Annotated in this window: 23 protein-coding genes; 17 read left to right on the forward strand and 6 right to left on the reverse strand. The window is 46.4% G+C overall.

Annotation, left to right across the window (positions count from 1 at the left end; translation table 11 throughout):
- The first annotated feature begins 26 nt into the window (after window positions 1-26).
- The 6 genes from NXH67_RS13045 (at window position 27) to NXH67_RS13070 (ending at window position 4,433) form a co-directional block, all read left to right on the forward strand.
- The gene (locus NXH67_RS13045) at window positions 27-380 is read left to right on the forward strand and encodes a C-GCAxxG-C-C family protein (RefSeq protein ID WP_022778218.1); all 354 of its coding nucleotides are present in this window, start codon (window positions 27-29) and stop codon (window positions 378-380) included.
- Between the two features lie 157 nt (window positions 381-537).
- Entirely contained in the window at window positions 538-1,188 is a 651-nt protein-coding gene (locus NXH67_RS13050) for a DUF3267 domain-containing protein (RefSeq protein ID WP_272797643.1), read from the forward strand.
- On the forward strand, window positions 1,185-1,901 hold the full coding sequence (locus NXH67_RS13055) for a sulfite exporter TauE/SafE family protein (RefSeq protein WP_272797644.1): 717 nt from the start codon (window positions 1,185-1,187) through the stop codon (window positions 1,899-1,901). The genes NXH67_RS13050 and NXH67_RS13055 overlap by 4 nt, the downstream gene beginning before the upstream one ends.
- A gap of 12 nt (window positions 1,902-1,913) precedes the next feature.
- Entirely contained in the window at window positions 1,914-2,930 is a 1,017-nt protein-coding gene (locus NXH67_RS13060) for a S66 peptidase family protein (RefSeq protein WP_272797645.1), read from the forward strand.
- Between the two features lie 43 nt (window positions 2,931-2,973).
- Window positions 2,974-3,231, forward strand: coding sequence for a GIY-YIG nuclease family protein (locus NXH67_RS13065; RefSeq protein ID WP_272797646.1), 258 nt, complete (start codon window positions 2,974-2,976; stop codon window positions 3,229-3,231).
- Window positions 3,232-3,245: 14 nt separating this feature from the next.
- A complete protein-coding gene (locus NXH67_RS13070) occupies window positions 3,246-4,433 on the forward strand; it encodes a hypothetical protein (protein WP_272797647.1) in 1,188 nt (395 codons plus the stop codon).
- A gap of 152 nt (window positions 4,434-4,585) precedes the next feature.
- Here the strand turns inward: NXH67_RS13070 and NXH67_RS13075 are convergent, their stop codons facing one another.
- The 3 genes from NXH67_RS13075 to NXH67_RS13085 are packed head-to-tail and all read right to left on the reverse strand — an operon-like array spanning window position 4,586 to window position 9,392.
- Window positions 4,586-7,660: a DEAD/DEAH box helicase gene (locus tag NXH67_RS13075; RefSeq protein ID WP_272797648.1), complete on the reverse strand. Its 3,075-nt coding sequence runs from the start codon at window positions 7,658-7,660 to the stop codon at window positions 4,586-4,588.
- An 11-nt stretch (window positions 7,661-7,671) separates the two neighbouring features.
- The gene (locus tag NXH67_RS13080) at window positions 7,672-8,649 is read right to left on the reverse strand and encodes an alpha/beta fold hydrolase (RefSeq protein WP_272797649.1); all 978 of its coding nucleotides are present in this window, start codon (window positions 8,647-8,649) and stop codon (window positions 7,672-7,674) included.
- Window positions 8,646-9,392, reverse strand: a complete 747-nt coding sequence (locus NXH67_RS13085) for a glycerophosphodiester phosphodiesterase (protein ID WP_022778212.1) — start codon at window positions 9,390-9,392, stop codon at window positions 8,646-8,648. Before NXH67_RS13085 ends, NXH67_RS13080 begins: the two co-directional genes overlap by 4 nt.
- 205 nt (window positions 9,393-9,597) lie before the next feature.
- Here NXH67_RS13085 and NXH67_RS13090 point away from each other — a divergent pair, with 205 nt between their 5' ends.
- From NXH67_RS13090 to NXH67_RS13120, 7 genes are all read left to right on the forward strand, one after another.
- A complete protein-coding gene (locus tag NXH67_RS13090; protein WP_022778211.1) occupies window positions 9,598-10,149 on the forward strand; it encodes a TetR/AcrR family transcriptional regulator in 552 nt (183 codons plus the stop codon).
- 24 nt (window positions 10,150-10,173) lie between these two features.
- Entirely contained in the window at window positions 10,174-11,109 is a 936-nt protein-coding gene (locus tag NXH67_RS13095; protein ID WP_272797650.1) for a MurR/RpiR family transcriptional regulator, read from the forward strand.
- 9 nt (window positions 11,110-11,118) lie between these two features.
- Complete coding sequence (locus NXH67_RS13100; protein WP_272797651.1) at window positions 11,119-12,423, forward strand: NAD(P)/FAD-dependent oxidoreductase; 1,305 nt, start codon at window positions 11,119-11,121, stop codon at window positions 12,421-12,423.
- Between the two features lie 26 nt (window positions 12,424-12,449).
- The gene (gene cmk / locus NXH67_RS13105) at window positions 12,450-13,112 is read left to right on the forward strand and encodes a (d)CMP kinase (RefSeq protein ID WP_272797652.1); all 663 of its coding nucleotides are present in this window, start codon (window positions 12,450-12,452) and stop codon (window positions 13,110-13,112) included.
- 15 nt (window positions 13,113-13,127) lie between these two features.
- Window positions 13,128-13,982 carry a 4-hydroxy-3-methylbut-2-enyl diphosphate reductase gene (gene ispH, locus NXH67_RS13110; RefSeq protein ID WP_022778207.1) on the forward strand — a complete coding sequence of 285 codons (855 nt, stop codon included), beginning with the start codon at window positions 13,128-13,130 and terminating at the stop codon, window positions 13,980-13,982.
- A complete protein-coding gene (rpsA, locus tag NXH67_RS13115) occupies window positions 13,963-15,105 on the forward strand; it encodes a 30S ribosomal protein S1 (protein WP_022778206.1) in 1,143 nt (380 codons plus the stop codon). Before ispH ends, rpsA begins: the two co-directional genes overlap by 20 nt.
- 752 nt (window positions 15,106-15,857) lie before the next feature.
- Window positions 15,858-16,643, forward strand: coding sequence for a CheR family methyltransferase (locus tag NXH67_RS13120; RefSeq protein ID WP_022778205.1), 786 nt, complete (start codon window positions 15,858-15,860; stop codon window positions 16,641-16,643).
- Window positions 16,644-16,691: 48 nt separating this feature from the next.
- On the opposite strand, the gene sdaAA is transcribed toward NXH67_RS13120, so the two are convergent.
- Genes sdaAA through NXH67_RS13135 form a run of 3 tightly spaced genes read right to left on the reverse strand, consistent with a single transcriptional unit; the run spans window position 16,692 to window position 19,522 of the window.
- Entirely contained in the window at window positions 16,692-17,597 is a 906-nt protein-coding gene (sdaAA, locus tag NXH67_RS13125) for an L-serine ammonia-lyase, iron-sulfur-dependent, subunit alpha (protein ID WP_272797653.1), read from the reverse strand.
- Between the two features lie 18 nt (window positions 17,598-17,615).
- Window positions 17,616-18,284, reverse strand: coding sequence for an L-serine ammonia-lyase, iron-sulfur-dependent subunit beta (gene sdaAB, locus NXH67_RS13130; protein ID WP_022778203.1), 669 nt, complete (start codon window positions 18,282-18,284; stop codon window positions 17,616-17,618).
- A 38-nt stretch (window positions 18,285-18,322) separates the two neighbouring features.
- Entirely contained in the window at window positions 18,323-19,522 is a 1,200-nt protein-coding gene (locus NXH67_RS13135; protein ID WP_272797654.1) for a ribonuclease H-like domain-containing protein, read from the reverse strand.
- Between the two features lie 280 nt (window positions 19,523-19,802).
- Here NXH67_RS13135 and rsxC point away from each other — a divergent pair, with 280 nt between their 5' ends.
- The 4 genes from rsxC to rsxE are packed head-to-tail and all read left to right on the forward strand — an operon-like array spanning window position 19,803 to window position 23,476.
- Entirely contained in the window at window positions 19,803-21,119 is a 1,317-nt protein-coding gene (rsxC, locus tag NXH67_RS13140; protein ID WP_272797655.1) for an electron transport complex subunit RsxC, read from the forward strand.
- Window positions 21,120-21,135: 16 nt separating this feature from the next.
- Window positions 21,136-22,086: an RnfABCDGE type electron transport complex subunit D gene (locus tag NXH67_RS13145; protein WP_272797656.1), complete on the forward strand. Its 951-nt coding sequence runs from the start codon at window positions 21,136-21,138 to the stop codon at window positions 22,084-22,086.
- Window positions 22,083-22,694, forward strand: a complete 612-nt coding sequence (locus NXH67_RS13150; RefSeq protein WP_022778199.1) for an RnfABCDGE type electron transport complex subunit G — start codon at window positions 22,083-22,085, stop codon at window positions 22,692-22,694. Before NXH67_RS13145 ends, NXH67_RS13150 begins: the two co-directional genes overlap by 4 nt.
- Window positions 22,694-23,476, forward strand: coding sequence for an electron transport complex subunit RsxE (gene rsxE / locus NXH67_RS13155; protein ID WP_022778198.1), 783 nt, complete (start codon window positions 22,694-22,696; stop codon window positions 23,474-23,476). The genes NXH67_RS13150 and rsxE overlap by 1 nt, the downstream gene beginning before the upstream one ends.
- The last annotated feature ends 2 nt before the right edge of the window (window positions 23,477-23,478 follow it).

Raw genomic sequence — 23,478 nt, forward strand, 5'->3', positions numbered from 1 at the left:
TAGTTTTTTTGTAGGAGGATATCATTATGACAGAATTAGAAACTAAGGCCAGGAATTTTCACAAAAATGGCAATAACTGTTCAACTTCCCTGGCGTTAGCATTTGCAGAGACGCTTGGTGTATCTGAGGATGAGGCAAAGAACCTGGTGCCTGCTCCAAGAAGTATTGATGGTAAATGCGGAACATATCTTAGCGTTGTAGCTATGCTTGAAAAGCTTGGTATAGATAAGGCTGCCGAATATGAGAAGGCCTTTCTTGATAAGAACGGAAGTCTTGATTGTAAGACCCTGATCGCTCAGAGAACCGGCACAGGCAGAACCTGCAATGATCTTGTTGGCGAAGCTGCTGCAATGCTTGAAGAGATGATAAAGAATGCCTGAGCATGCTCTTGTAAACACAGGGGCGCAGCTGACTGCTGATGATAATGCAACTATTAGCGCTGTAGCTAAGGCTGCCTGTATTTTACTCGCAGTTTGGATAGTCAAAAAGCACACTTTAACCTACTCAAAAAAATAAGACAGAAAAGGAATTTAATACATGTGGAATATTGAATATAAGGGAGTTCTCAAAGGGGATATAGATACGATTGCCAGCGGCAAAGAATTACCTGAGGGCGCCGTTCAGTTTAAGGAACCGGACACAACCTGGGAGGCTTTTTCTATAGGAACCTTAATATTACTCCCGCTGATACTGCTGATGGGGGCAATCTCCTGGCTAAGGCTTAAGGCTGACTATGCGGGAATTACCAAGCAGGCGCTGCGAAGTGAGATGAAATCTTTTGTCGTGGCCATGGGTATATTCGTGGCGCTTCTGATAGTTTCCATGTGGATTCACGAATATATTCATGCTGTTTTATTTCCCAGAGCTGCCAAAAAAGAAGTCTATGTCGCTCCTTCCTCAGGTGCACTGTTTGTTTATAGTGAGGATTATATAAGCAAGAGCAGATTCGTGATCATGTCCCTGGGACCTGCAATTGTTCTGGGAATATTACCTTTTGCTGCCTGGGTAATCCTGGCGCAGTTTATAGCGGTGCCTGTTGTGCTGGCCGTAGCTGTAGCACTTTATTCCATTTGCATGGTCTTTAGCGCGGTGGGCGATATCGTGAACGTATACAACTGCATCAGACAGGTGCCTGACGGAGCAAAGGTTTTTAATCACGGTTATCATTCATATTGGGTAAAACTATGATCTTTTGGATAACTGCAACGATTTGTGCCTTTTTTGTTAAGGGCCTGTGCGGGTTTGCCAACACTCTCGTTTTTACCTCAATACTGAGCTTTGGCAATGCCAATATAAATATTTCTCCGGTGGAGCTGATCCTTGGCTATCCCACCAATCTGATAATCAGTTGGAAAGAGCGCAGATCCATAGATTTAAAAATCTGCATCCCGCTATCGGTTCTGGTGATTGCCGGCAGCCTTGGAGGTGTTCTTTTTCTTAAAAATGCTGATGTGACAGTCATTAAGATTATCTTCGGCGTGCTTGTGATTTTGGTTGGAATAGAGATGCTCTTTAGAGAGTTTTCTTCGAAAAAAGCGAAGCAGTCGAGGATACTTCTGACGGTCATAGGTATTTTATCCGGCTTTTTGTGCGGACTATACGGCGTGGGAGCGCTGCTTGGCGCATATATAGGCAGAGTGACTGAGGATTCCAAGTCTTTCAAGGCAAATATCTGCCTGGTCTTTGTGATTGAGAACTCCTTTAGGATCATTCTCTACAGTCTGTATGGAATAATCACCTTAGAAGCCCTGAAGATGGCTCTATGGCTGGCACCATGCATGCTGGCCGGTCTTGGGGCAGGCATGCTCAGCGCCCGTGTGATCGACGAGAAATATGTGAAAAAGATTGTGATAATTATGCTGATCATTTCCGGAATAGCCTTGATTTTGAGAGAGGTATGAAGTATGAAGAACTTGATAAAGCCGGGGCGACTTGAAGCCGGCGATACAATTGCAACCATAAGTCCTTGCAATGGTTGGGCTGGAGATGAAGGAATAAGATGGAAATATGAGCTTGGAGTATTAAGACTCCGGGAACTTCGACTTAATGTGATCCATGCGCCCAATTCTATGAAAGGCTCTGAATATTTGTCTCAAAATCCAAAGGCCCGGGCCGAAGATATTATGTGGGCATTTGAGAACAAGGATATAAAGGCAGTTATAGCTAATGTTGGAGGAAATGACAGCATTAATCTAATTCCGTATCTGGATTCTAATGTGATTGCAGCTAATCCTAAGATTTTCATTGGATATTCCGATGTTATGTATCTTCACCTATATTGCTATAAATGCGGACTTTCAACCTTTTACGGGGATAATCTTCTGACACAGATAGCGGATCAGGCCGGATGGCATGAGTACAGTAAAAGATGGTTTGTTAAAACGCTGTTTGAAAATGATCCGATTGGAATTATTGAACCGGCTAAGGAGTGGACATATGAGGCATCCAACAATTTCCGATCGGATATAAAGCGTGGTTACCATCCTTGCCTGGGATATGAGTTCATTCAAGGACAAGGAATAGCAACCGGAAGACTCATAGGTGGTCATACCGGAATTACGGAACTTGAAGGGACAGCTATAGAGCTTAAGGATGAAGACTATAACGGCGCAATTATGTTTATAGAGGATATCCCTGAGTTTTTTGATGAAGAGGCCATAAAGGGATTTTTTGAGTATCTGGGACAAAGAGAAATTCTTAGCAAGTTAAATGGAATCATCCTGGGAAAATCTAATGAAGAAAGGGATTTCTTGGAACGAGCAAAAATAATTAAAAAGATAGTTTTCGACAAGTATTCCTGTGCAATCCCCATTGTTTATGGATTAAATTTTGGTCATTCATCTCCAATGTTCATTTTACCTTATGGTGCGATGGCTGAGATTAACTGTGAGAATAAGACTTTTTCAATTTTAGAGAGCGGTGTTGTATAAAACAATTTGGTATTTGCAGCTATTTCCGCGGTAAAATAAGTATATGGACAAAAAGAATTACACCTATTTGGTAGAATGTGCCGATGGCACTTTATATTGCGGCTGGACCAATGATCTGGACAAGCGCATGACTGCTCATAATGAGGGCAAAGGAGCCAAGTATACCAAACCAAGGCTTCCGGTAAAGCTCGTTTATTATGAGGAGTTTGAGACCAAAGAAGAGGCCATGAAAAGAGAGTACAGCATCAAGCAGCTTTCCAGAAAGCAGAAAGAGAAGCTGATCAGCGGTTTTAGCAAATGAGGTAGATCAAGGCTATGAGCATTGTTTACAGCGCATTACCATATTTATTAAACATCGCGATTGTGGTTATCTCAGCTGTCATTTCCTTTAGTTTTCTTAGAAAAGATGGTAAGTGGTGCCGCGAAAGAGCGGAGAAGGCCTTTAAGTTTTTTACAACCCAGAGTAATGTGCTCTGCGCAGTTGCTGCACTTTGCATGTGCTTTTTTGCCGGAGCGCAGTGGGCTTTTATTCTGAAGTACATCGGAACTGTGGCGGTTACAGTAACTATGCTCACGGTTATCTTTTTCCTGGGACCAAGTATGGGTGGCTACCAAAAACTCTATGTGGGCACTGAGCTGTGGCTCCATCTGATAAATCCCTTGTTGGCGTTAATATCATTTTGCACATTTGAGAGGCGTAGTATGTCTGTGGGTGTTGCAGCACTTGGTCTGCTACCGGTGATCTTGTATGGCATACTGTACCTTTATAATGTTATATATGCGCCTGAAGATAAGCGCTGGGATGACTTCTATGGTTTTAACAAAAACGGAAAATGGCCTATTGCATTTGCGCTAATGGTTATCGGAACGGCGATTATTTGTGTTGGATTGTATTTCGTGTCTAATATCGGTGATTCAGTGGGTGCGGATTGTGAGTCAGTGGGGACGGTTCTTTCTGACTCGCCTTGTGAGTCACAAAGAACCGTCCCCACTGACTCGCAATCCGCACCCACTGAATCCACGATGGAACTGTACAAAGGCATCCTGCAGCACTACAGATCCGGCGAGGAAATGTTCTCCGATGAAGGTGAGGGCTACGACTACAGCCAGGCAACAGCCCCGGGCTATGCCCTGTATGATATAGACGGCGATGGCGTAGATGAACTGTTTATCACCCCCAGAATGAACGACGAAGGGCACACTTATGTCGTTTACTATGTCAAAAATGGCGAAGTAATCCGCGGAAGAGCGTTAAATGGCTATCTTCCGGATTCCGGCTATTGGACCTATTACTTTGACTATTTCATTGATGCATATGAATTTGACAGGGACGAAGGCTTTGTACATAAATGGGAGTTTGACTACCCCTGGGTTGATGGTATAGAGGCCAATACTCTTATCCATGAAGGCGGAGAACCGCAAGAAATTACAGATGAAGAGGTAGAGGCATTGCTTAATGAGCATCAAACCGAGCCGCAAGGAATTGAGTGGAAGAAATTTTGATCTATTGACAATGTAGATGACAAGGGGACGATTTTTATACCAATGGGGACGGTTCTAAATGGTAAAGTTTTTTCTTTGCAAAAACTTTACCATTTAGAACCGTCCCCATTGGTATAAAAATCGCCCCCGTATCACATCCTCAAGCTCTACTATCACCCCAACAGCTCCAGCAGATCCTTCCTCGAAAGACTCGGAGTGCTAAGTGAATCCGAAGACAAGAGCTGCTCAGCCAGCTCTTTTTTCTTGTTCTGAAGGAGAATAATTCTCTCCTCAATAGTGTCCTGCATGATAAGCCTGTATACGGTCACCACGTTCTTCTGGCCGATTCTGTGGGCTCTGTCGGTGGCCTGATTCTCGACGGCGCGGTTCCACCAGTGGTCGTAGTGGATGACGATGTCCGCTGCAGTCAGGTTAAGGCCTGTGCCGCCGGCTTTAAGCGAGATGCAGAATACAGGTGTTTCATCTTCCTGGAAGGTGTCAACCATTTTGATGCGATCTTCCTTCTTGGTGGCACCGGTAAGGAGATAGTAGCCGATGCCTTCTTTCTTAAGCAGGGCAGTGAGTCTCTCCAGCATTGATGTAAACTGGGAGAATACCAGCATCTTGTGGCCACTCTCTGCAGCACTTTTAATCATCTCAAGGCACAGATCCGCCTTGGCGCTGCCTCCCTGATAGCCATCATAAACAAGGCCGGGATCGCAGCATATCTGACGAAGCCTTGTAAGCTCCGACAAGATAACGATCCTGTCCTTCTTGAAATCTTCATCGCTCTTAAGCTCCACCATCATCTTGATATGCTGAAGCCTTGCTTTGTAGAGCTCTGCCTGCTCCTTGGTCATGGGAGCGTAGATGTTTTCCTCAAGCTTATCCGGAAGGTCCTTAAGGACATCCTTCTTAAGACGACGCATCACAAAAGGTGCGATCATCTTGCGAAGCCTCTCCATGGCACTTTCATCCTTCTCGGAAACAGCAGGTCCCTCCAGCACGTCGTGGAATTTTTTGTAGCTGAAAAGATACCCCGGCATACAATAATCAAATATGCTCCAGAGCTCGCTGAGCCTGTTCTCTATAGGAGTTCCGGTAAGGGCAATCTTAAAGGAAGCGCTGATGGACTTAACTGCCTTTGCACCTTGCGTGCTTGGATTCTTGATAAACTGCGCTTCATCAATGATCTCACATTCAAAGGAAAGATACTTGTACAGCTCAATATCTCTTCTCAAAAGGTCATAGGAAGTAATGATAACATCGGTACCTTCCTCGTCAATCTCCGAGGTGACCCTCTCTCTGTCGGGCTTTATTCCAACCGCCAGCTCGCAGTGTAGCTGCGGTGTAAACTTCTGTATCTCATGCTGCCAGTTGTAGACCAGGGAAGCGGGACACACGATAAGGGAGCACTTATTCTTTTTGCCCTCCTTAATATTTTTCTCCTTGATGGAAAGCAGAAGAGTAAGCACCTGCAGCGTCTTACCAAGGCCCATATCATCTGCCAGTACGGCACCAAAGCCGTTTTTCCTAAGTCTTGCAAACCACTGGAAGCCGGTCTTCTGGTAGTCTCTGAGAACCTCCGACAGACTCTCGGGCAGAGGAATAGCTTTTTCGTCTTCGTTAAAAGAGTCCACCAAAGCCTTGAATTCTCTGCTTCTTGACAGATGCGGCCCCAAAAAGTCCTTACTCTGTCCCGACAGATCGTCCAGGAACAGCGCCCTGAACTTAGGCACCGCTGCGTGTCCCTCAAGAATATCCTTGGAAGTCAGAGACAGACCGTCCCTTAGTGTATACAGTAGCTCCATCTCATTGCCTGAGAGGTCCACGATATCTCCGGACTTAAGCCTGAAGTATTTTTTCTTCCTGTCGTATCTGGTAAGAATCTCGTCCAGCTCATCATTTGTCAGATCCTCCGGCACTATGGACAGCTGCAGAAGGTCTGAAACAACGGACACACCAAGAGAGATCTTGGGCGATTTAACAATATGAACAGCCTTGATGCTATCGGACAGATAGACCTCTCCGATGCGGTCAAGGGACGGAATGTCATCGGTAATAAAGGTATAGATCCTATCGCTTTCTGCGGATTCGCCCCCGAGGATCAGAAGTCCTTTTTCCGCATCAAGCTTGTCAAAATGGGGGCTGATGGCCTTGGCGGCCTGATTTTCTGCAAAAAGATTGCGTCTTATAACGGGGAGCTGCTCCTTGTCACGGGCATCGTTTGCATCAAAAGCCGAGGGCTCCTCGAAAACATGATAGGCCTCTTCGGTATTTTTTCCCTCATGATAAAGAGCCTGCAGGTCGCAGGTTACGGTGAAATCGTCAGGCATATCGATATAGAGCCTGAACTTCGGAATGTCCGGAGTGTACAATGAAGCCTCAAAACCATCGGAGCCTACGTTGAAATACTCCTCGATGACAGGCAGGAGCCCCGTTGAAAAAACAGGCAGATCCTTTTCCGAAATAAACAGCTCATTCTCAGTCCTTCTTGCGGACAGGAATCTAAGGAAAGGAATAACAGGCTCAGCGTCCACTCTCGGGATCATGTGGAGCTTCCTGCGCCTCTCGAAATACAGATAGGAATAGCCCTCGAACATGGTAAAAGAGCTGGCTTCGAAGGTGATGCCTCCCGGCGTCTTGTCAATGTGAAGGTCAATGGGCGGAAATACGGGAACTATCTCCAGATAGCGCTCCTCGCTGTATTTTGCCCGGAAATCGTTATTCACGTAGTAAACTCCTGAAACGGAGCTGAAGAACTCGTCGATCTCATGGCCCTCAAGCTCGATCTGCTTGCTGTGGCCCTTGGCGTAGGAGTAGGTGAAGCCATTTTGTTTATGTCTGAAATAATCCCTAAGGAATCTGATTATCTTTTTTGACGCATCGGAGAAGGCCGACAGATCGTGGGTGAATTCCAGATGCTTGCCGTAGCTGACGGTGCTGTTCTCATCAATTGCCCTGATCAGCTCTGCGATGTCCTTAAGCACGTAGCTGTGGCCCTGACCGGAATATATGTTGAAGCTTAAGGTGATCTTGTCCTTGTTAAAAACGAGATGTGGCTCAAGCTCCACCAGCGCTGCCTTCTTGTATAAAAGAGGCGTATCGGATTCGGGAGCGTAGGCTCTCAGCAGATTTTTGGTCTCAAAGGAGGTGTAGTGGAAGTCCTTGGGAGCATCGGAAATAAAGCGTCTTCCGGAGGCGCTTATGGATCCTGTCTTAAAAAAGTCGTTACTGTTATTTGGCATTTTTCCATTCCTTAGTGAGTCAGATATCCCTCGAGAGTTGCAAAAACATCCCGAAAATAAGCTTTTCTTGTGGCTTCATCGGCATTGAAGATCTCATGTTTGGAGGTGGGATAGGGGTGAATCCTGGCAGCGGGAGCCAGTCCGCTAAACTCTTCATAACCCGCCTCGTCTATAAGATGATCGCGGCCTGCGGTCATAATGGTGATGGGAAGTCGTAGCTTTCCCGCATTTCTCATAATATCATCGTGAACCCGCATACTGGCAAGGGCCCAGCCATAGGTTGCGCCCCTTGTCTGATAGTGCTGATCCCTTATTCTTAGCATTAGCTGGTAATCGAATCTGGGTCTGGAAAGAGCACTGCTCTTGTCAAAATCCGGATTGGGATCAAAGTGCTTCTGATTGGGCCCCAGGTCGTACATTTTTCTGAAGATTATCGCATAGGCCTTAAGGAGAATGCGAAGGAGGGGATTGACATTGCCCGCCAGTAGCTTGAACATCGGGGAACTAAGGATAGCTCCCTTGTAGTAACCATCATAGGTCTCAAGAAAAAGAGTGCTTATGGCGCCTCCCATTGAGTGGGCGATGATGAACATATCAAGGCCCCTGCTCTCGGGAACCACCACCTTGTCCACGAAACGGTGAAGGTCCTCCACGTAGGTCCTGTAGCTGTCGATATAGATGGTGTCCACTGCCTTGGGCTTTCCCCCGGAATAGCCGTGACCTCTTTGTTCCAGGAAAAAGACCTTGTAGCCAGCCTGGGTGAGATACCAGATGTATTCATGGAATTTACCGAAGAATTCGCCAAGACCGTGAACCAGAGTGATGCTGGCTTTTGGGGCTCCTTCGGGATCGCATACATAGTAGTTAAAATCTATGTTGCCCCGGCCCTTTAGCTGACCTCTGGTGACATATTTTTTGCACCAGTCCTTGACTTCGTTTTCCATGGCGGAGAGGAAATCCTCCTCCCCAAGGAGCTTAACATTATTCATGCTTCCTCCGATTCTCTGTAGCTAAGAAGGGAATTGGCTTTGTCCGGATAATTGGTTATGATGGCGTTTACTCCCAGCTCAATGCATCTCTTGATATCAGCGGTGCTGTTGACGGTCCATACGTTTACATCAAGTCCGTGTTTTCTGCAGTCTTCCATGAAATGAGGGTACTGCAGGTTGTAAAGAGCGGGGTGAAGTGCATCGACGCCCTGCTGATGTCCGTAGAGGGGCATGTCGAGGGATCCGTCCGCATACAAAAAGCCCAGTTTGGCGTCAGGATCGATCTCTTTTATCTTCATGATCGAATAATGGTTGAAGGAAGAGTAGATGACTCTGTCCTGCCAGTTCTTTTTATGGGTAAGATCAACGATCTTTTCCTCGATTCCGGGGTAAAAGAAGACGCCGGTCTTGAGTTCTATATTGATGGTGAGTCCTGTGGGATCCAGGAGATTAAATACTTCCTCCATGGTTGGAATTGTGGCATCCTCATAAAAAAGATTGCCATTGCAGAAATTGAACTTCTTAAGCTCAGCCAGAGTATAGTCTCTGACAAATCCCGCACCGTTACTGGTTCTGTCTATTTTTTCATCATGACAGACGACAATCGCGCCGTCCTTGGTAAGCTGAATATCCAGTTCAACGCCGTCGGCTCCCATTTTGGCCGCAAGATCAAAGGCCGAGAGGGTGTTCTCCGGGGCGTGGCCGCTGGCTCCTCGATGTGCCCAGATAAGTGGTCTGCTCATATTTATTACCCCCGTTTGGTAAAAAATGTCATCTATTAATTGTATCATTTTAGAAGATGCCATTCAATTGAAAAAGCGTCATAAAATCTGAGTGAAACTTAGTGAATCCATTGACAGAGGTGGGCTCATTCTGTAAAATAATAACGCGTGTCATTGAAAATCTTAATGACATTCTATTAAAAAATCTTTGGGGAGGCATAAAAACATGTCCAGAAAAGCAACCATTACGCAGAAAGAAATAGTAAATGCGGCATTCAAGATTACCAAAAGAGAAGGTTTTGAGCAGATAACATCAAGGAAGCTTGCGGCAGCAGCAGGATGCTCCACACAGCCTATTTTCCGCATTTATGAAAATATGGATGCGCTTAAAAAGGACGTTTACGATAAGGCAGCCGTTTACTACGAAGATTATTACAACGATTACACCAAGTCCCACGAGGTTCCTTTCGTTGACCTGGGTCTTGCGTACATCGGATTTGCTCAGAAGTATCCTCATCTGTTCAGACTCCTTTTCATCTCTGAGCAGGGACCTGAGTCCAAGAGCATGTATGACCTTGTAAATGGCAGTAATGAGAATGTTGTTAAAGAGATAAACAAGGCAGTTGCCAAGGGTGCAGGTAATGCACAGGATCTTTTCATGAAGATGTGGATCTTCATCCACGGCGCAGGCTGCATGGCTGTGACCGGGGATTATGATCTGGATGAGGCTTCATCCGTAAGTATGCTTGAGTCAGCCTACATGGCTTTCAGCAAGTAATAAGCGTTTATCAAGGGGGATGTAATGCGCTTCGAAGCGGATGTTGATGTTATTACCAGAATAAATGAATGTTATCCCAGGATGAGTAAGGGCAAGAAGTCAATTGCCACCTATATCTGTGACCACTATGAGCAGGCTGTTTTCATGACTGCGGCAGAGCTTGGCAGGATCGTGGGAATGAGTGAATCCACCGTTGTCCGTTTTGCCATGAGCCTTGGCTACGATGGTTATCCCGAGTTTCAGAAGGCGCTTTCTGTTTGGGTCAGCGACAAATTTGGCTCAGTTCAGAAGGTGGGAAGGAAGTTTGGCAAGAGCAATGAAGGCGAGATATTGTCCACCATCCTTCAGTCGGATATTTCGAATATAGAGCACACGATCAACAACATCGACGTGGCAGCCTTCAAGACTGCCGTTGACATTATACTTAAGGCCAGGAACCTTTATATCGTGGGCATCAGAAGCTGCGAGCCCCTGGCGGATTTCCTGCACTTTTACATGAATATGATAAGAGGCAACAACTTCCTTATCAAAACCACCAATGTCAGCGAGATGTTTGAGCAGATGATAAGGATCAACGACAGGGACGCAATCATAGGAATCAGCTTCCCCAGATATTCCATGAGAACCTTGAAGTGCATGGAGTTTGCCAATGACAGGAATGCCAAGGTCATCACCATTACAGATTCTGTTCATTCGCCCATGAACCTGTATTCCTCCTGTAACCTTCTTGCCAAGAGCGAGATGGCTTCCATCGTTGATTCACTGGTGGCGCCCCTTAGCGTTATCAATGCGCTGGTGGTGGCTCTGTGTATGAAAAAGCCTAACGAGGTTCAGGCAGACCTTAAGATGCTGGAAGAGACCTGGAATAATTATCAGGTTTATTTAAATGATGAGATTGATTTTGCTTCCGACGATCCGATGATCGGTTATCCTTACAGATCAGGGGACGTCAACAAGTAGGAGAGTTTAGTGAAGAAAATTGCAGTTATCGGCTGCGGTGCGGCCGGCATGATGGCGGCGCTGGCTGCCGCGAATAGCGGTGGTAGCGTCACTATTTTTGAAAAAAACGAAAAGCCCGGTAAAAAGATCTACATCACCGGCAAGGGCAGGTGCAATGTCACCAACGCCTGCGAGGTGGAGGACTATTTTAACTATGTTAAAAGAAATCCCAGGTTCCTCTACAGCGCTGTTTATGATTTTGACAACAGGGCCGTTATGGACTTTTTTGAAAGTAACGGCTGTAAGCTGAAGGTTGAGCGCGGAGACAGGGTTTTTCCCGTATCCGACCATTCTTCGGATATAATCAAGACACTGTACAATGCTGTGGTTAAGGCAGGCGTCACTGTGGTGTTTAATGCCAATGTCCTGTCGGTGGAAAGTAGCGGCGGCGTGATTTCAGCCCTGACTTATTCAGTGGATGACGATCCCATAACCCGCGAGGAGTTCGACAGCATCATTGTATGTACCGGCGGAATGAGCTATCCTTCCACAGGTTCCACAGGAGACGGCTACAGGTTTGCCAAGGATGCGGGACACAGCATCAAGGAGCCTCTTCCCTCACTGGTTCCCTTCGAGGTAAAAGAGAGCTGGTGCAAGGATCTGCAGGGCTTGTCTCTTAAAAATGTGGGTCTCAAGCTCTTTTTATCTGATAAGGGCGACACTAAGGCCGGTAACGGGACCGGTGAGAACGGCGGATCCAAGAAGGCCAAGAAACCCAAAGCTGTGTATGACGGCTTTGGAGAGATGCTTTTTACCCACTTCGGTATCAGCGGTCCTCTCATTCTTACTGCCAGCTGCCATTATGAGAAGGACAAGCTTGGCAAGGTGTTCATTGATCTTAAGCCTGCGCTTAATGAGGAACAGCTTGATAAGAGGGTTCTCAGGGACTTCGAAGAGGGACTTAACAAGCATTTTAAAAATGTGCTGGGAGGTCTTTTCCCATCGAAGCTTATCCCGGTTATGATAGAGCTGTCGGGCATAGATCCCGAGAAGCCCGTTCACGAGATCACCAAGGAGGAGAGACAGGCATTTGTTAAGCTGATCAAGAACCTGCCAATGGAGATCACAGGAACGAGAGGCTTTAACGAAGCAATTATCACAAGAGGCGGCGTCAACGTCAAGGAGATCAACCCTTCCACCATGGAGTCCAAGCTTGTTAAGGGACTGTATTTTGCGGGAGAGGTTCTTGATGTGGATACCGAGACCGGCGGCTTTAATCTTCAGGTTGCCTGGTCAACAGGGCATCTTAGCGGTGTTTCCGCAGCGGAAGAATAAAAATTTTTTACGAGGAGTTATATATTATGGCAAAGAGCATTGCAATTGACGGACCTGCAGGAGCAGGCAAGAGCACTATCGCCAAGATGGTTGCTAAGGAACTTGGATTTATTTATGTTGATACGGGAGCCATGTACAGAGCCATGGCCCTTTATATGATAAATAACGGTATCAAGGCAGAGGAGAGCGACAAGATCAGCGCAACCTGCCAAACTGCGGACATCACCATCAAATATGAGGATGGCGTTCAGGTAGTTTATCTTAACGGAGAGAATGTCAACGGACTTATCAGAACCGAAGCTGTGGGAAATATGGCATCTGCCAGCAGTGTTAACGGTGATGTGAGAAAAAAGCTGGTGGAGCTTCAGCAGAAACTTGCAGAGACCACGGATGTTGTTATGGACGGCAGGGATATCGGAACCGTGGTTCTTCCCGGTGCGAATCTTAAGGTGTTTCTTACAGCAAGCTCAAGAGTAAGAGCAAAGAGACGTTACAAGGAGCTTACAGAGAAGGGCGTTGCCTGCGATATCGAGACCATCGAGAAGGACATCATCGACAGAGACTACAGAGACAGCCACAGAGAGAATTCTCCTCTCAAGCAGGCTGAGGATGCGATCCTTGTGGACTCTTCATATATGACCATAGAGGAAGTTGCCGGTAAGATCATAGAGCTCTATAGAGCTAAATGAGGAAAGAGAGGCTATATGGAAGTAGTACTTGCCGAACATGCGGGCTTTTGCTTTGGCGTAACCAAGGCAGTGGAAACCGTCTATGAGCAGATAGAAAAAAACAGTGGCGCGAATATTTATACATACGGCCCCATAATCCATAACGAGACTGTGGTTGCAGACCTTGAGAAAAAGGGCGTTAAGGTTATTAACAGCCAGGAAGAACTTGAAAATCTTCATGAAGGGATAATTATTATCAGATCCCACGGAGTTACTAAGGAAGTTCACAGGAAAATCGAGGAAAGCGGTCTGACGATCATTGATGCCACCTGCCCTTTTGTTAAAAGAATACATAAGATCGTGGCAGAAGAGAGCGAAAAAGGTCAAGGAATTATTGTTATAGGCAGCGCGGATCACCCGGAAGTGGAAGGAATTGTAAGCTATGCGGGGGACGATGTTTGGGTATGCGACAGCCGCGAAAGTGCCGAAAACTTCGACAAAAATAAGGATAAGCAATATACAGTTGTTGCGCAGACTACATTTAACAGAAATAAATTTAAAGAAAACGTTGAAATCTTTAAAAATAATGGTTACAATATTAATGTTGTGAATACAATATGCAATGCTACTGACGAAAGACAGTCTGAGGCGGAGAGGATCGCCCAGGGAGCTGATGCCATGATTGTTATTGGCGGAGCACACAGCTCCAATTCTAGGAAACTCTATGAGATATGTCAGCAGCGATGCAAATATACATATTTTATTCACACAACGGATGACCTACATCTGGAATTACCTGACACTACCAGAATTGTTGGGATTACCGCCGGGGCTTCAACCCCAAAGAACATTATTGAGGAGGTTCAGAATTATGTCAGAACAAACTTTTGAACAGATGCTTAACGAATCGTTCAAAACAATTCACACAGGGGAGGTTGTTGAGGGAACTGTTATTGACGTTAAGCCTGACGAGATAATCCTTAACATTGGCTATAAGTCCGACGGAATCTTGACTAAGAGCGAATACAGCAATGACAACAGCATTGACCTTACAACCGCCGTTAAGGTTGGCGATACAATGGACGTTAAGGTCCTTAAGACCAACGATGCAGACGGACAGGTCATTCTTTCATACAAGAGACTTGCCATCGACAGAGGCAACAAGAGAATTGAGGAAGCCTTCAACAACAAGGAAGTACTTACAGCTAAGGTTGTTCAGGTACTTGAGGGTGGTCTTACAGTAGTAGTTGATGAAGTTAGAATCTTCATCCCTGCTTCACTTGTATCAGACAGCTATGAGAAGGATCTTTCCAAGTATCAGGATCAGGAGATCCAGTTCGTTGTAACTGAGTACAATCCTAAGAGACGCAGATATATCGGTAACAGAAGAATGCTTGTAACAGCTGAGAAGGCTGAGCAGGCTAAGAAGCTCTTCGATACCATCAAGGCCGGCGACGTAGTTGACGGTGTAGTTAAGAACGTTACAGACTTCGGTGCTTTCATCGATCTTGGCGGCGCAGACGGACTCCTTCATATCTCAGAGATGAGCTGGGGCCGTGTTGAGAGCCCTAAGAAGGTATTCAAGGTTGGCGATACAGTTAAGGTTCTTGTTAAGAGCATCGACGGAAGCAAAATCGCTCTTTCAAGAAAGTTCGACGACGAGAATCCTTGGAAGGATGCAACAACCAAGTATGCGGTTGGCAACGTTGTTAAGGGTAAGGTAGCCAGAATGACTGACTTCGGTGCATTCATCGAGCTTGAGCCCGGTATCGACGCACTCCTTCATGTTTCACAGATCGCTAAGGAACATGTTGAGAAGCCTTCAGATGTACTTAAGGTTGGCCAGGAAGTTGAAGCTAAGATCGTTGACTTCAACGAGGATGACAAGAAGATCAGCCTTTCAATCAAGGCACTCTTTGCACCTGAGCCTGCTGAGGAAGCAGCTCCTGCAGAGGATGAGGGCGATGTAGTTTCTGTTGATATCGACAAGGTAATCGCCGAGCAGGAAGATTAATTCCCACTTATGTGAATATTATTGGCCGGTAGCGTAAGCTGCCGGCCTTTTTGTATTGTGTGGGGTGAGGGGGGAAGAGGACGAGAGGACGAGCAAAGCGGCAGTGGCCGGGGGATGGGCTGATACAATAAAATTTTTGCTACCTTCGCTCAGTGATTTATGGCATTTCATCTAGGCGACCGGTCTCATTTCACCCTGTTCAGAACACTCGCCCGGTCACCTATCTGAAACGCTCATAAATCATCATCGCGGAGCTAATGACAAAAATTTTATTGCATCAGCCCATCCCCCGGCCACCGCCGCTTTGCTCTGCTCGTCGCTCCCACCACTACAACAACAAAAGAAGGCTGTCAGTTTCACGCTTCCTGCAGTTAATATCCACATAAGCCGCCACACCCGAGCCACCCCACAATCTCCTTCAGGGCAGCACAGCTGCCCTGCGACGCCGCAGGCGACTGTTCTGAACGAAGCTGAAAGGAGACTGTCCGGCTGGATGGAAAGCCATAAATCCCGGATGGGTTATGACAAACTTTTTATTGCTGCAAGCCCTTCCCTGTCCTCATTAGACTTTCGGTCAATAGCCTCACATTGGAAGAGCCTTCTACGTCACTAATTTTGCGCTGCCTAAGACATAATTGGCAATATAAATTATCGATAAACTATTTATATATATTTAATTTTACATACAATTAGAACTTAAATATAATTAAAGTAGCTGTAATTATTATTGTGTGTAGGAGGGAAGTACATTCATGGAATACGATTACGAGTGGTTTAAAAAGGGTGTCTATGACCTCACCAAAATTGACCTTAACGCTTACAAAGAAAAGCAGATGAAGAGAAGAATCGATACACTTATCGGAAAGTATGAGGTTAAAGGTTATGACGGATTCCTTGCGCTGATTAAAAAAGACCGAGAGGCGCTTGATTCATTCGTTACTTACCTCACTATCAACGTATCTGAGTTCTTCAGAAACCAGGATCAGTGGAATCTTATGGACAAGGAGATGGTTCCCGAGCTTATGAATAAGTTCGGCAAGAATCTCAAGATCTGGAGCGCCGCCTGTTCCACAGGCGATGAGCCTTATACCATCGTTATGATGCTGTCCAAGCATATTCCGCTAAATCAGATAAATGTTTATGCAACGGACCTTGACGCAGTTGTACTTGCCAAAGCCAAGGCAGCCATCTACGACAAGAAGGAAGTTGCAGGTGTTCCCGAGGAGTTCAAGAAGAAATACTTCACAGAAACTCCCGACGGCAAAATGAAGGTATCCAGCGAGATCACATCCCGCGTAACCTTCAAGCAGGCAGACCTTTTAAGGGATCCTTATCCGAAGGATTGTCACCTTATCGTTTGCCGTAACGTACTTATCTACTTCACTGAGGAAGCTAAGGACGATATTTTCAGAAAGTATTATGCTAATCTTAAGCCCGGCGGAATCCTCTTTATCGGAAGTACAGAGCAGATTGTTAACTACAAGGATATCGGATTCGTTCGTAAGAATTCATTCTATTATGAGAAACCTATGAGCTAAGAATATAGCAATACAAGGGGCCGATTCTGAATCAGAACCGGCCCTGTTTTATTGCCTTATTTTATGCTTTTTACTTCTCGCCGAACACTTTTTCTTAAGCATCTGACCTGTCGGCGTCGTCGCAAGTCCGCCGCCTGCTGTCTCTTTCAGGGAACCCGGGAGTGCATTTCCAACCTCCCTCATGGCATCTATACATTCATCACAGGGAATCTTGGATCCGACACCCGCCAGCGCTATCTCAGCGCTGGAAAAAGCAATCATAACTCCCGAAGCATTTCTCTTGATACAAGGAATCTCCACAAGTCCTGCCACCGGGTCACAGACAAGTCCCATCTGACTGGAGAGGGCAATAGCGCAGGCATCTGCAGCCTGGTCCGGTGCTCCGCCCATGAGCTCTGTCATGGCAGCTGCGGCCATGGCTGAAGCGCTGCCGCACTCGGCCTGGCATCCGCCTTCTGCTCCGGCTATGCTGGCCTTGTTTGCTATTACCATGCCGAAGGCTCCGGCGGTAAACATGGACATGATCACATCTTTCTCATCAAGGCCTTTTTCCTCCATCAGGGAGATAAGGCACCCCGGCAGGATTCCGCAGCTTCCCGCAGTGGGGGCGGCCACGATCCTTCCCATGGATGCGTTGCATCCCGCAACGGCCAGGGAGCGGGCAATGGCTCCGGACATGAAACTTCCGCAGATACCGCCGTTATTCTTTTTGCTGTACTCGTTTACAAGATAAGCTTCGCCGCCGGTCAGGCCAGACATTGATTTCTGATCCTTTTTCATGCCAAAGACAACGGCTTCTTTCATTACCCTGAAACTGTCGGTCATCCGGGCATACAGCTCTTCTTCGGATATTTCCATGCTGCGGGCCTGATCCTCCAGGACAAGGCTGCTTATCTTGACCCTGGCGTTATCCGCAGCATCGGTCAGCTCTTTTATTGATTCATATTTAAGCATACAGGTACATAACTCCCATCATATTCTTCTTATCAGGATTGCATTGTCCACGCTCCTAAGGAGCTTGATATCTTCTATAAGATGCTCCGGAGGAACCCCGTCAATCTCAATTGTCATAATGGCATTTCCTCCCTTTTCCTCGCGGGAGAGCCTGAAGTTACAGATATTAAGGCTGGAATAAAAGAAATGCATGAAATTGGTAACCTTGGCGATTACACCGGGTTTATCCTTGTGCATGATAAGAAGCGTATTCTTTTCCCCGCTGAACTCAACCTTCATTCCGTTGATGCTGTCAACGCGGATGTTTCCGCCGCCGATACTGCAGCCTAGCACGGTTCCCGTCTCTCCCCCGGGGAGAGTGTAGTTGATAAGGGCAGTGTTGGGATGGGCGCCGGGGATATTTTTTTTGATAAAAGAGTATTTGATACCCCTGTCCCTGGCGATCTCCAGGGCATCCCTGATCTCCTCGGAATCAGAGTCAAAGCCCATGATGCCTGCCATCAGCGCTCTGTCTGTGCCGTGGCCCTTATAGGTCTGGGCAAAAGAACCGGATAGCGTAACTTCAACGCTTTCCGGCTTCTGTTCGTTCATTATTTTGTTTACTACACGGCCAAGCCTTACGGCTCCTGCGGTGTGAGAACTGGATGGACCTATCATTACAGGCCCGATAATGTCAAAAACGTTCATAAATACTTCCTTTTGAATAAATCAGATACTTATTCTGATCATGCATTAAGAATATGTGCTATCACATGGCAGGCGTAGAGACTCATGGCAAACCTGCTTTTTTTCATGTTCTCATTAAGATCAAAATAGTAGTCCTTATCTTCGTAGTCGGTTTTGAAGAAGGGAGAAAAAACAAGATCCCATTCCTTCAGATATTGACCGGCCTTGCGGGTATAGCAGTTGGATGGAGTGGCTTTTTCCCTGTAGGCCTTGTCAACGAAGCCTGCGATGGACTTATGTATAGCGGTATCTTCCCTGGGAAGATAGTAATAATCCTTGTAGTTGGCGTAGTAGTACTTAAGCTCAGCTTCATACAGTGGAACCCTGAGCGTAGCTTCATCGCCTTCTGCCTTGAAATAGCAGCCGTCGTAGTTGCCGGACAAAGAAGCGGGCAGTGCGATTGGAAGGGACAGCTTCATGTAAACTTCCTTCTTCTGGCTGCCTTCATAATCCTTGTAATAATTGGCCTGAACCTTCCGAGCCTTAAGGGGCAGATGCAGGGCAAAATCATCCTCGTAATACTTAGAAGGGTCGATCTCTTCATCGGTTTTTACAGACAGTTTAGGGAGATTTTCGAACAGTTTAAAAAATCTCTCGTACAACAGCATCGGAAGAAGCTGGAACATGCCCTTGATATCCTCCTCATTGTGAAGAAGGAGGAGCCTTAAGTCCTCAGCATCTTTGGATTCTGCATATCTTTGATACACCGGAATCAGCTTGCCGCCGTCGTACTGATCCTCCCTGTTGATTCCAAGGTACAGCTCTATGGTCTTTTGCTTGCAGTCCGGGAGCCCCAACAGATTCTTGTATGGCGCGATCTTTCTGTAGATGTCAAAAGATTCCATCTGGTCCATAGGGCTCTTGAACAAATACTTCTCGTATTTATTTTCCAAAAAAGGAATATCAAATCTGTTGCCGTTAAAGTGCACCAACACTTTGAAATCCTTGGCAAAGGCGATAAAGGATGACAATACTTCAGCTTCCTGCGATACGTTCTCTGCAAAGAGCTGGCAGCTTCGCCAATGGTTCTTCTCATAATAGGCGAGGCCTATGCAGTACAGATCCGCAGTCTTGGCTGACAGACCGGTGGTCTCTATGTCAATGAACAATATCTCTTCTGAAGGATAACCTATTAATTCCGGAATTTTTGTAATGATCTCGTTGCCGTTAAATATCAGTTCCTCGCTAGTCTTTATCATACCTGCTCCAACCTTTCCGAAAGTCCCCTACCTTCATTATTCTATCATATTTGATGAGTCAATGGGGACGGTTCTTTGTGACTCACGAAGCGAGTCACAAAGAACCGTCCCCATTGACTCACAACCGCCCGTTGACTTACATCTAGTGAAATTGTCAGAAAAATTCTCATAAATGTGGAATTATTGCACGAATATTAGTATACTAGAATATAGGTTATTGTTCGCTCCGAGGTTCTTCCGGAGCAAGTAATTCTAAAAAAATTCGAAAGAAGGGTAGGAAATGGCAAGAGGTACGTTTGAGGGTGGAATCCATCCGTACGAGGGGAAAGAACTGTCTAAGGACAAACCCATTAAGTCTGTGCTGCCAAAGGGTGAGCTGGTATATCCGTTATCCCAGCACATCGGTGCACCGGCCAAGCCCATCGTGGCTGTAGGCGATCATGTCCTTACAGGTCAAAAGATTGCGGAAGCAGGCGGATTCGTTTCTGCAAACATTTTTTCAACGGTCTCCGGAACTGTTAAGTCTATCGAACCAAGAAGACTTGCGACAGGCGCTATGTGCAGCAGCATCATAGTGGAGAACGATGAGAAGTACGAAGAAGTTGAGTTTAAACCGGCTAAGCCATACGAGGAGATGACCGCAGAGGACAAGATCGCGGCAGTCAGAGAGGCCGGCGTTGTCGGAATGGGCGGAGCAGGCTTTCCTACCGCGGTTAAGTTTGCCCCTAAGGAACCCGACAAAATCGATTATGTTATCGCCAATTGCTCAGAGTGTGAGCCTTATCTTACATCCGACTACAGACGTATGATAGAGGAACCTGAGCTTCTTTTGGAAGGTCTTAAGATAGCTGTCAGCATTTTCCCCAACGCAAGAGGTATTCTTGCCATTGAGGATAACAAGCCTGATGCCATCGCCAAATTCAAAGAATTAACCAAAGATGAAGAAAAGATCAGCGTAAAGGAAGTAAAGACCAAGTACCCTGAGGGTGCTGAGCGTATGCTTATTTATGCTTGTACCGGAAGAGAGATCAACTCTTCAATGCTCCCTGCGGATGCGGGCTGTATTGTGGACAACGTTGATACTCTTTGTGCTGTCTGCAGAGCAGTAAAAGAGGGCAGACCTCTTATGGAGAGAATCGTTACCATCACCGGTGACGCCATTGCAGAGCCAAGGAACTATAAGGTAAGGATCGGCACCAACTACCGCGAGCTCATTGATGACGCCGGCGGTTTTGCTCACGAGCCTGCCAAGATCATTTCCGGTGGTCCCATGATGGGCTTCGCCATCTTTGATCTTGATGTTCCCACAACCAAGACTGCATCGGCTCTTACCTGCCTTACCAAGGATGCGGTATCCGAGCTTGAGCCTTCAGCCTGCATTAACTGTGCACGCTGCGTGGAGGTATGCCCTGAGAGACTTATCCCCAAGAACCTGGCAGATGCCGTTGAGCACAACGATGAAAAGACATTCCTTAACTACTACGGAATGGAATGCTGCGAGTGCGGATGCTGCAGTTACATCTGCCCTGCAAGACGTCAGCTTACTCAGCTCATCAAGGGCATGAGAAAGATTCAGCTGGCAAATAGGAAAAAGTGAGGGAGGACATCAATAAATGAGTGATTTAAGAAGAGTGTCATCCAATCCCCACGTTAGATCCAAGACAACCACTTCAAATATCATGATGTGGGTTGTTATTGCCCTGCTTCCTGCAGCCGGTTATGGTATCTACAATTTTGGTTTGGATGCGCTGATCATACTTTTGCTTTCTGTGGCTTCCTGCGTGCTTTCAGAGTTTATCTATGAGAAAGCTCTGCACAAGCCTGTAACCGTAGGTGATCTGTCAGCAGTGGTAACAGGTCTTTTACTTGGAATGAACCTGCCTTCCACAGTGCCGTGGTGGATCCCTGTTCTTGGCGGTATTTTCTCAATAATCATGGTCAAGCAGATCTTCGGAGGTCTTGGACAGAACTTCATGAACCCTGCACTGGGCGGAAGGTGCTTTCTTGTAATTTCCTTCCCGGCCCTTATGACCAATTTCATCGTTCCCGATACCTATACCGGAGCTACACCTCTTGCTCTGCTAAAGAGCGGTGTTCAGCCCAATGTTATGGATATGCTTATCGGTAGAACAGCAGGAACCATCGGTGAGACCTCAATGCTTTGCATTGCAATAGGTGCAATGATACTGTTCGCAGTAGGAATCATCGATTACATTATTCCTTTTACCTACATCATCACCTTCGTGCTTTTTGTGGGACTGTTTGGCGGCTACGGCTTTAACTGGTCCTATATCTCCGCACATGTGGCAGGCGGCGGACTTATGCTTGGTGCCTTCTTCATGGCAACGGACTATGTTACATGTCCCATCACCACTAAGGGAAAATACATATATGCCTTTATACTGGGACTTCTCACAGGAATCTTCAGAATCTTCGGTGCCAACGCTGAGGGTGTTTCCTTTGCGATTGTAATCGGTAACCTTCTGGTTCCTCTTATCGAGAAGTTCACAATTCCGAGAGCCTTCGGAATCAAGAAAACTAAAAAGGAGGCGAAAAAAGCATGAACGATACAAAGAGCATGATCAAAAACGCCTTTATCCTTTTTGCCATAACACTTGTGGCCGGAGTTCTTCTGGGAATCGTATATCAGGTTACCAAGGACCCCATCGCTTATCAGGACAAGCTTGCGCAGGACAAGGCTAATCAGTCTGTTTTTGCATCCGCTCAGACCTTTGATGATCTTGATCTGGATCAGGCTGCAGCGGACAAGGTTGCCTCAGCTCATTCCGGAGTTACCATCGAGAGCGTCAAGGAAGCCAAGGATGCATCAGGTGCTTCCGCGGGATACGTTATTCAGGTTAAATCCAAGGGCTACGGCGACTTCATTCAGTACACCGTGGGCATTACCAAAGAAGGCAATATCAACGGTATATCCATTATCAGTATTGCTGAGACACCCGGACTTGGAATGAACGCAGAGAAGGTAGTTGCTCCTCAGTTTGTGGACAAGCAGGCTACTCAGTTCAGCGTAGTCAAGAACGGACAGTTATCGGATGCCGGCACCCAGATCGAAGCCATCTCAGGTGCAACCATTACTTCAAGAGCAGTTACAGAGGGCGTTAACGCCGCCGTTGAATACTTTGAAACCGCACTTGTGAAAGGAGGTAACTGATGAGCACAGAAGCTAAAAAAGGCGCTTTGGGCTTCAGAGCAGATACCCCGGGCGAAAGATTTTTTAACGGTCTCATTGCGGAGAACCCTACACTGGTCCTTATGATCGGTATGTGTCCCACCCTTGCCGTTACTTCATCGGCTATAAACGGCCTTGGAATGGGACTGGCAACTACATTTGTACTGGCACTTAGTAACGCAGTTATTTCAGCCCTTAGAAAGGTGATTCCCAACACCGTAAGAATCCCTTCCTTCATCGTTGTTATAGCTTCCTTCGTTACATTGGTTGAGCTTCTTATGAAGGCTTATGTTCCGGCACTTAACAAGGCGCTGGGCGTATATATCCCTCTTATCGTTGTTAACTGTATCATCTTCGGTAGAGCGGAGGCCTATGCCAGCAAGCACGGAATCGTTCCTTCCTTCTTCGACGGAATCGGAATGGGAATAGGCTTTACCTGCGCCATCACCGTTATCGGTCTTATCCGTGAGTTCATCGGAGCAGGAACTGCTTTTGATGTGCAGATCCTTGGTGAAGGCACAGTGGTTCCCGGTGCGGTTGGAGCTTTCCTTTCAACCTATAAGCCCATCAGCATCTTTATCCAGCAGGCCGGAGCTTTCATCGTTCTTGCTTTCCTTATCGCCATTATGAACAAGATCAAGATGAATCTGGCTAAAAAAGGTAAAGACACATCCAAGTTCGGACAGGGATGCTGCAGTTCCTCTGAGGAGGCCGCAGCAGATAAGATCCTTGCGGATAAAAAGAATGAGAAGGAGGCTGATTGATT

Source organism: Butyrivibrio sp. DSM 10294 (genome assembly GCF_028539135.1).
Classification (GTDB): domain Bacteria; phylum Bacillota; class Clostridia; order Lachnospirales; family Lachnospiraceae; genus Butyrivibrio.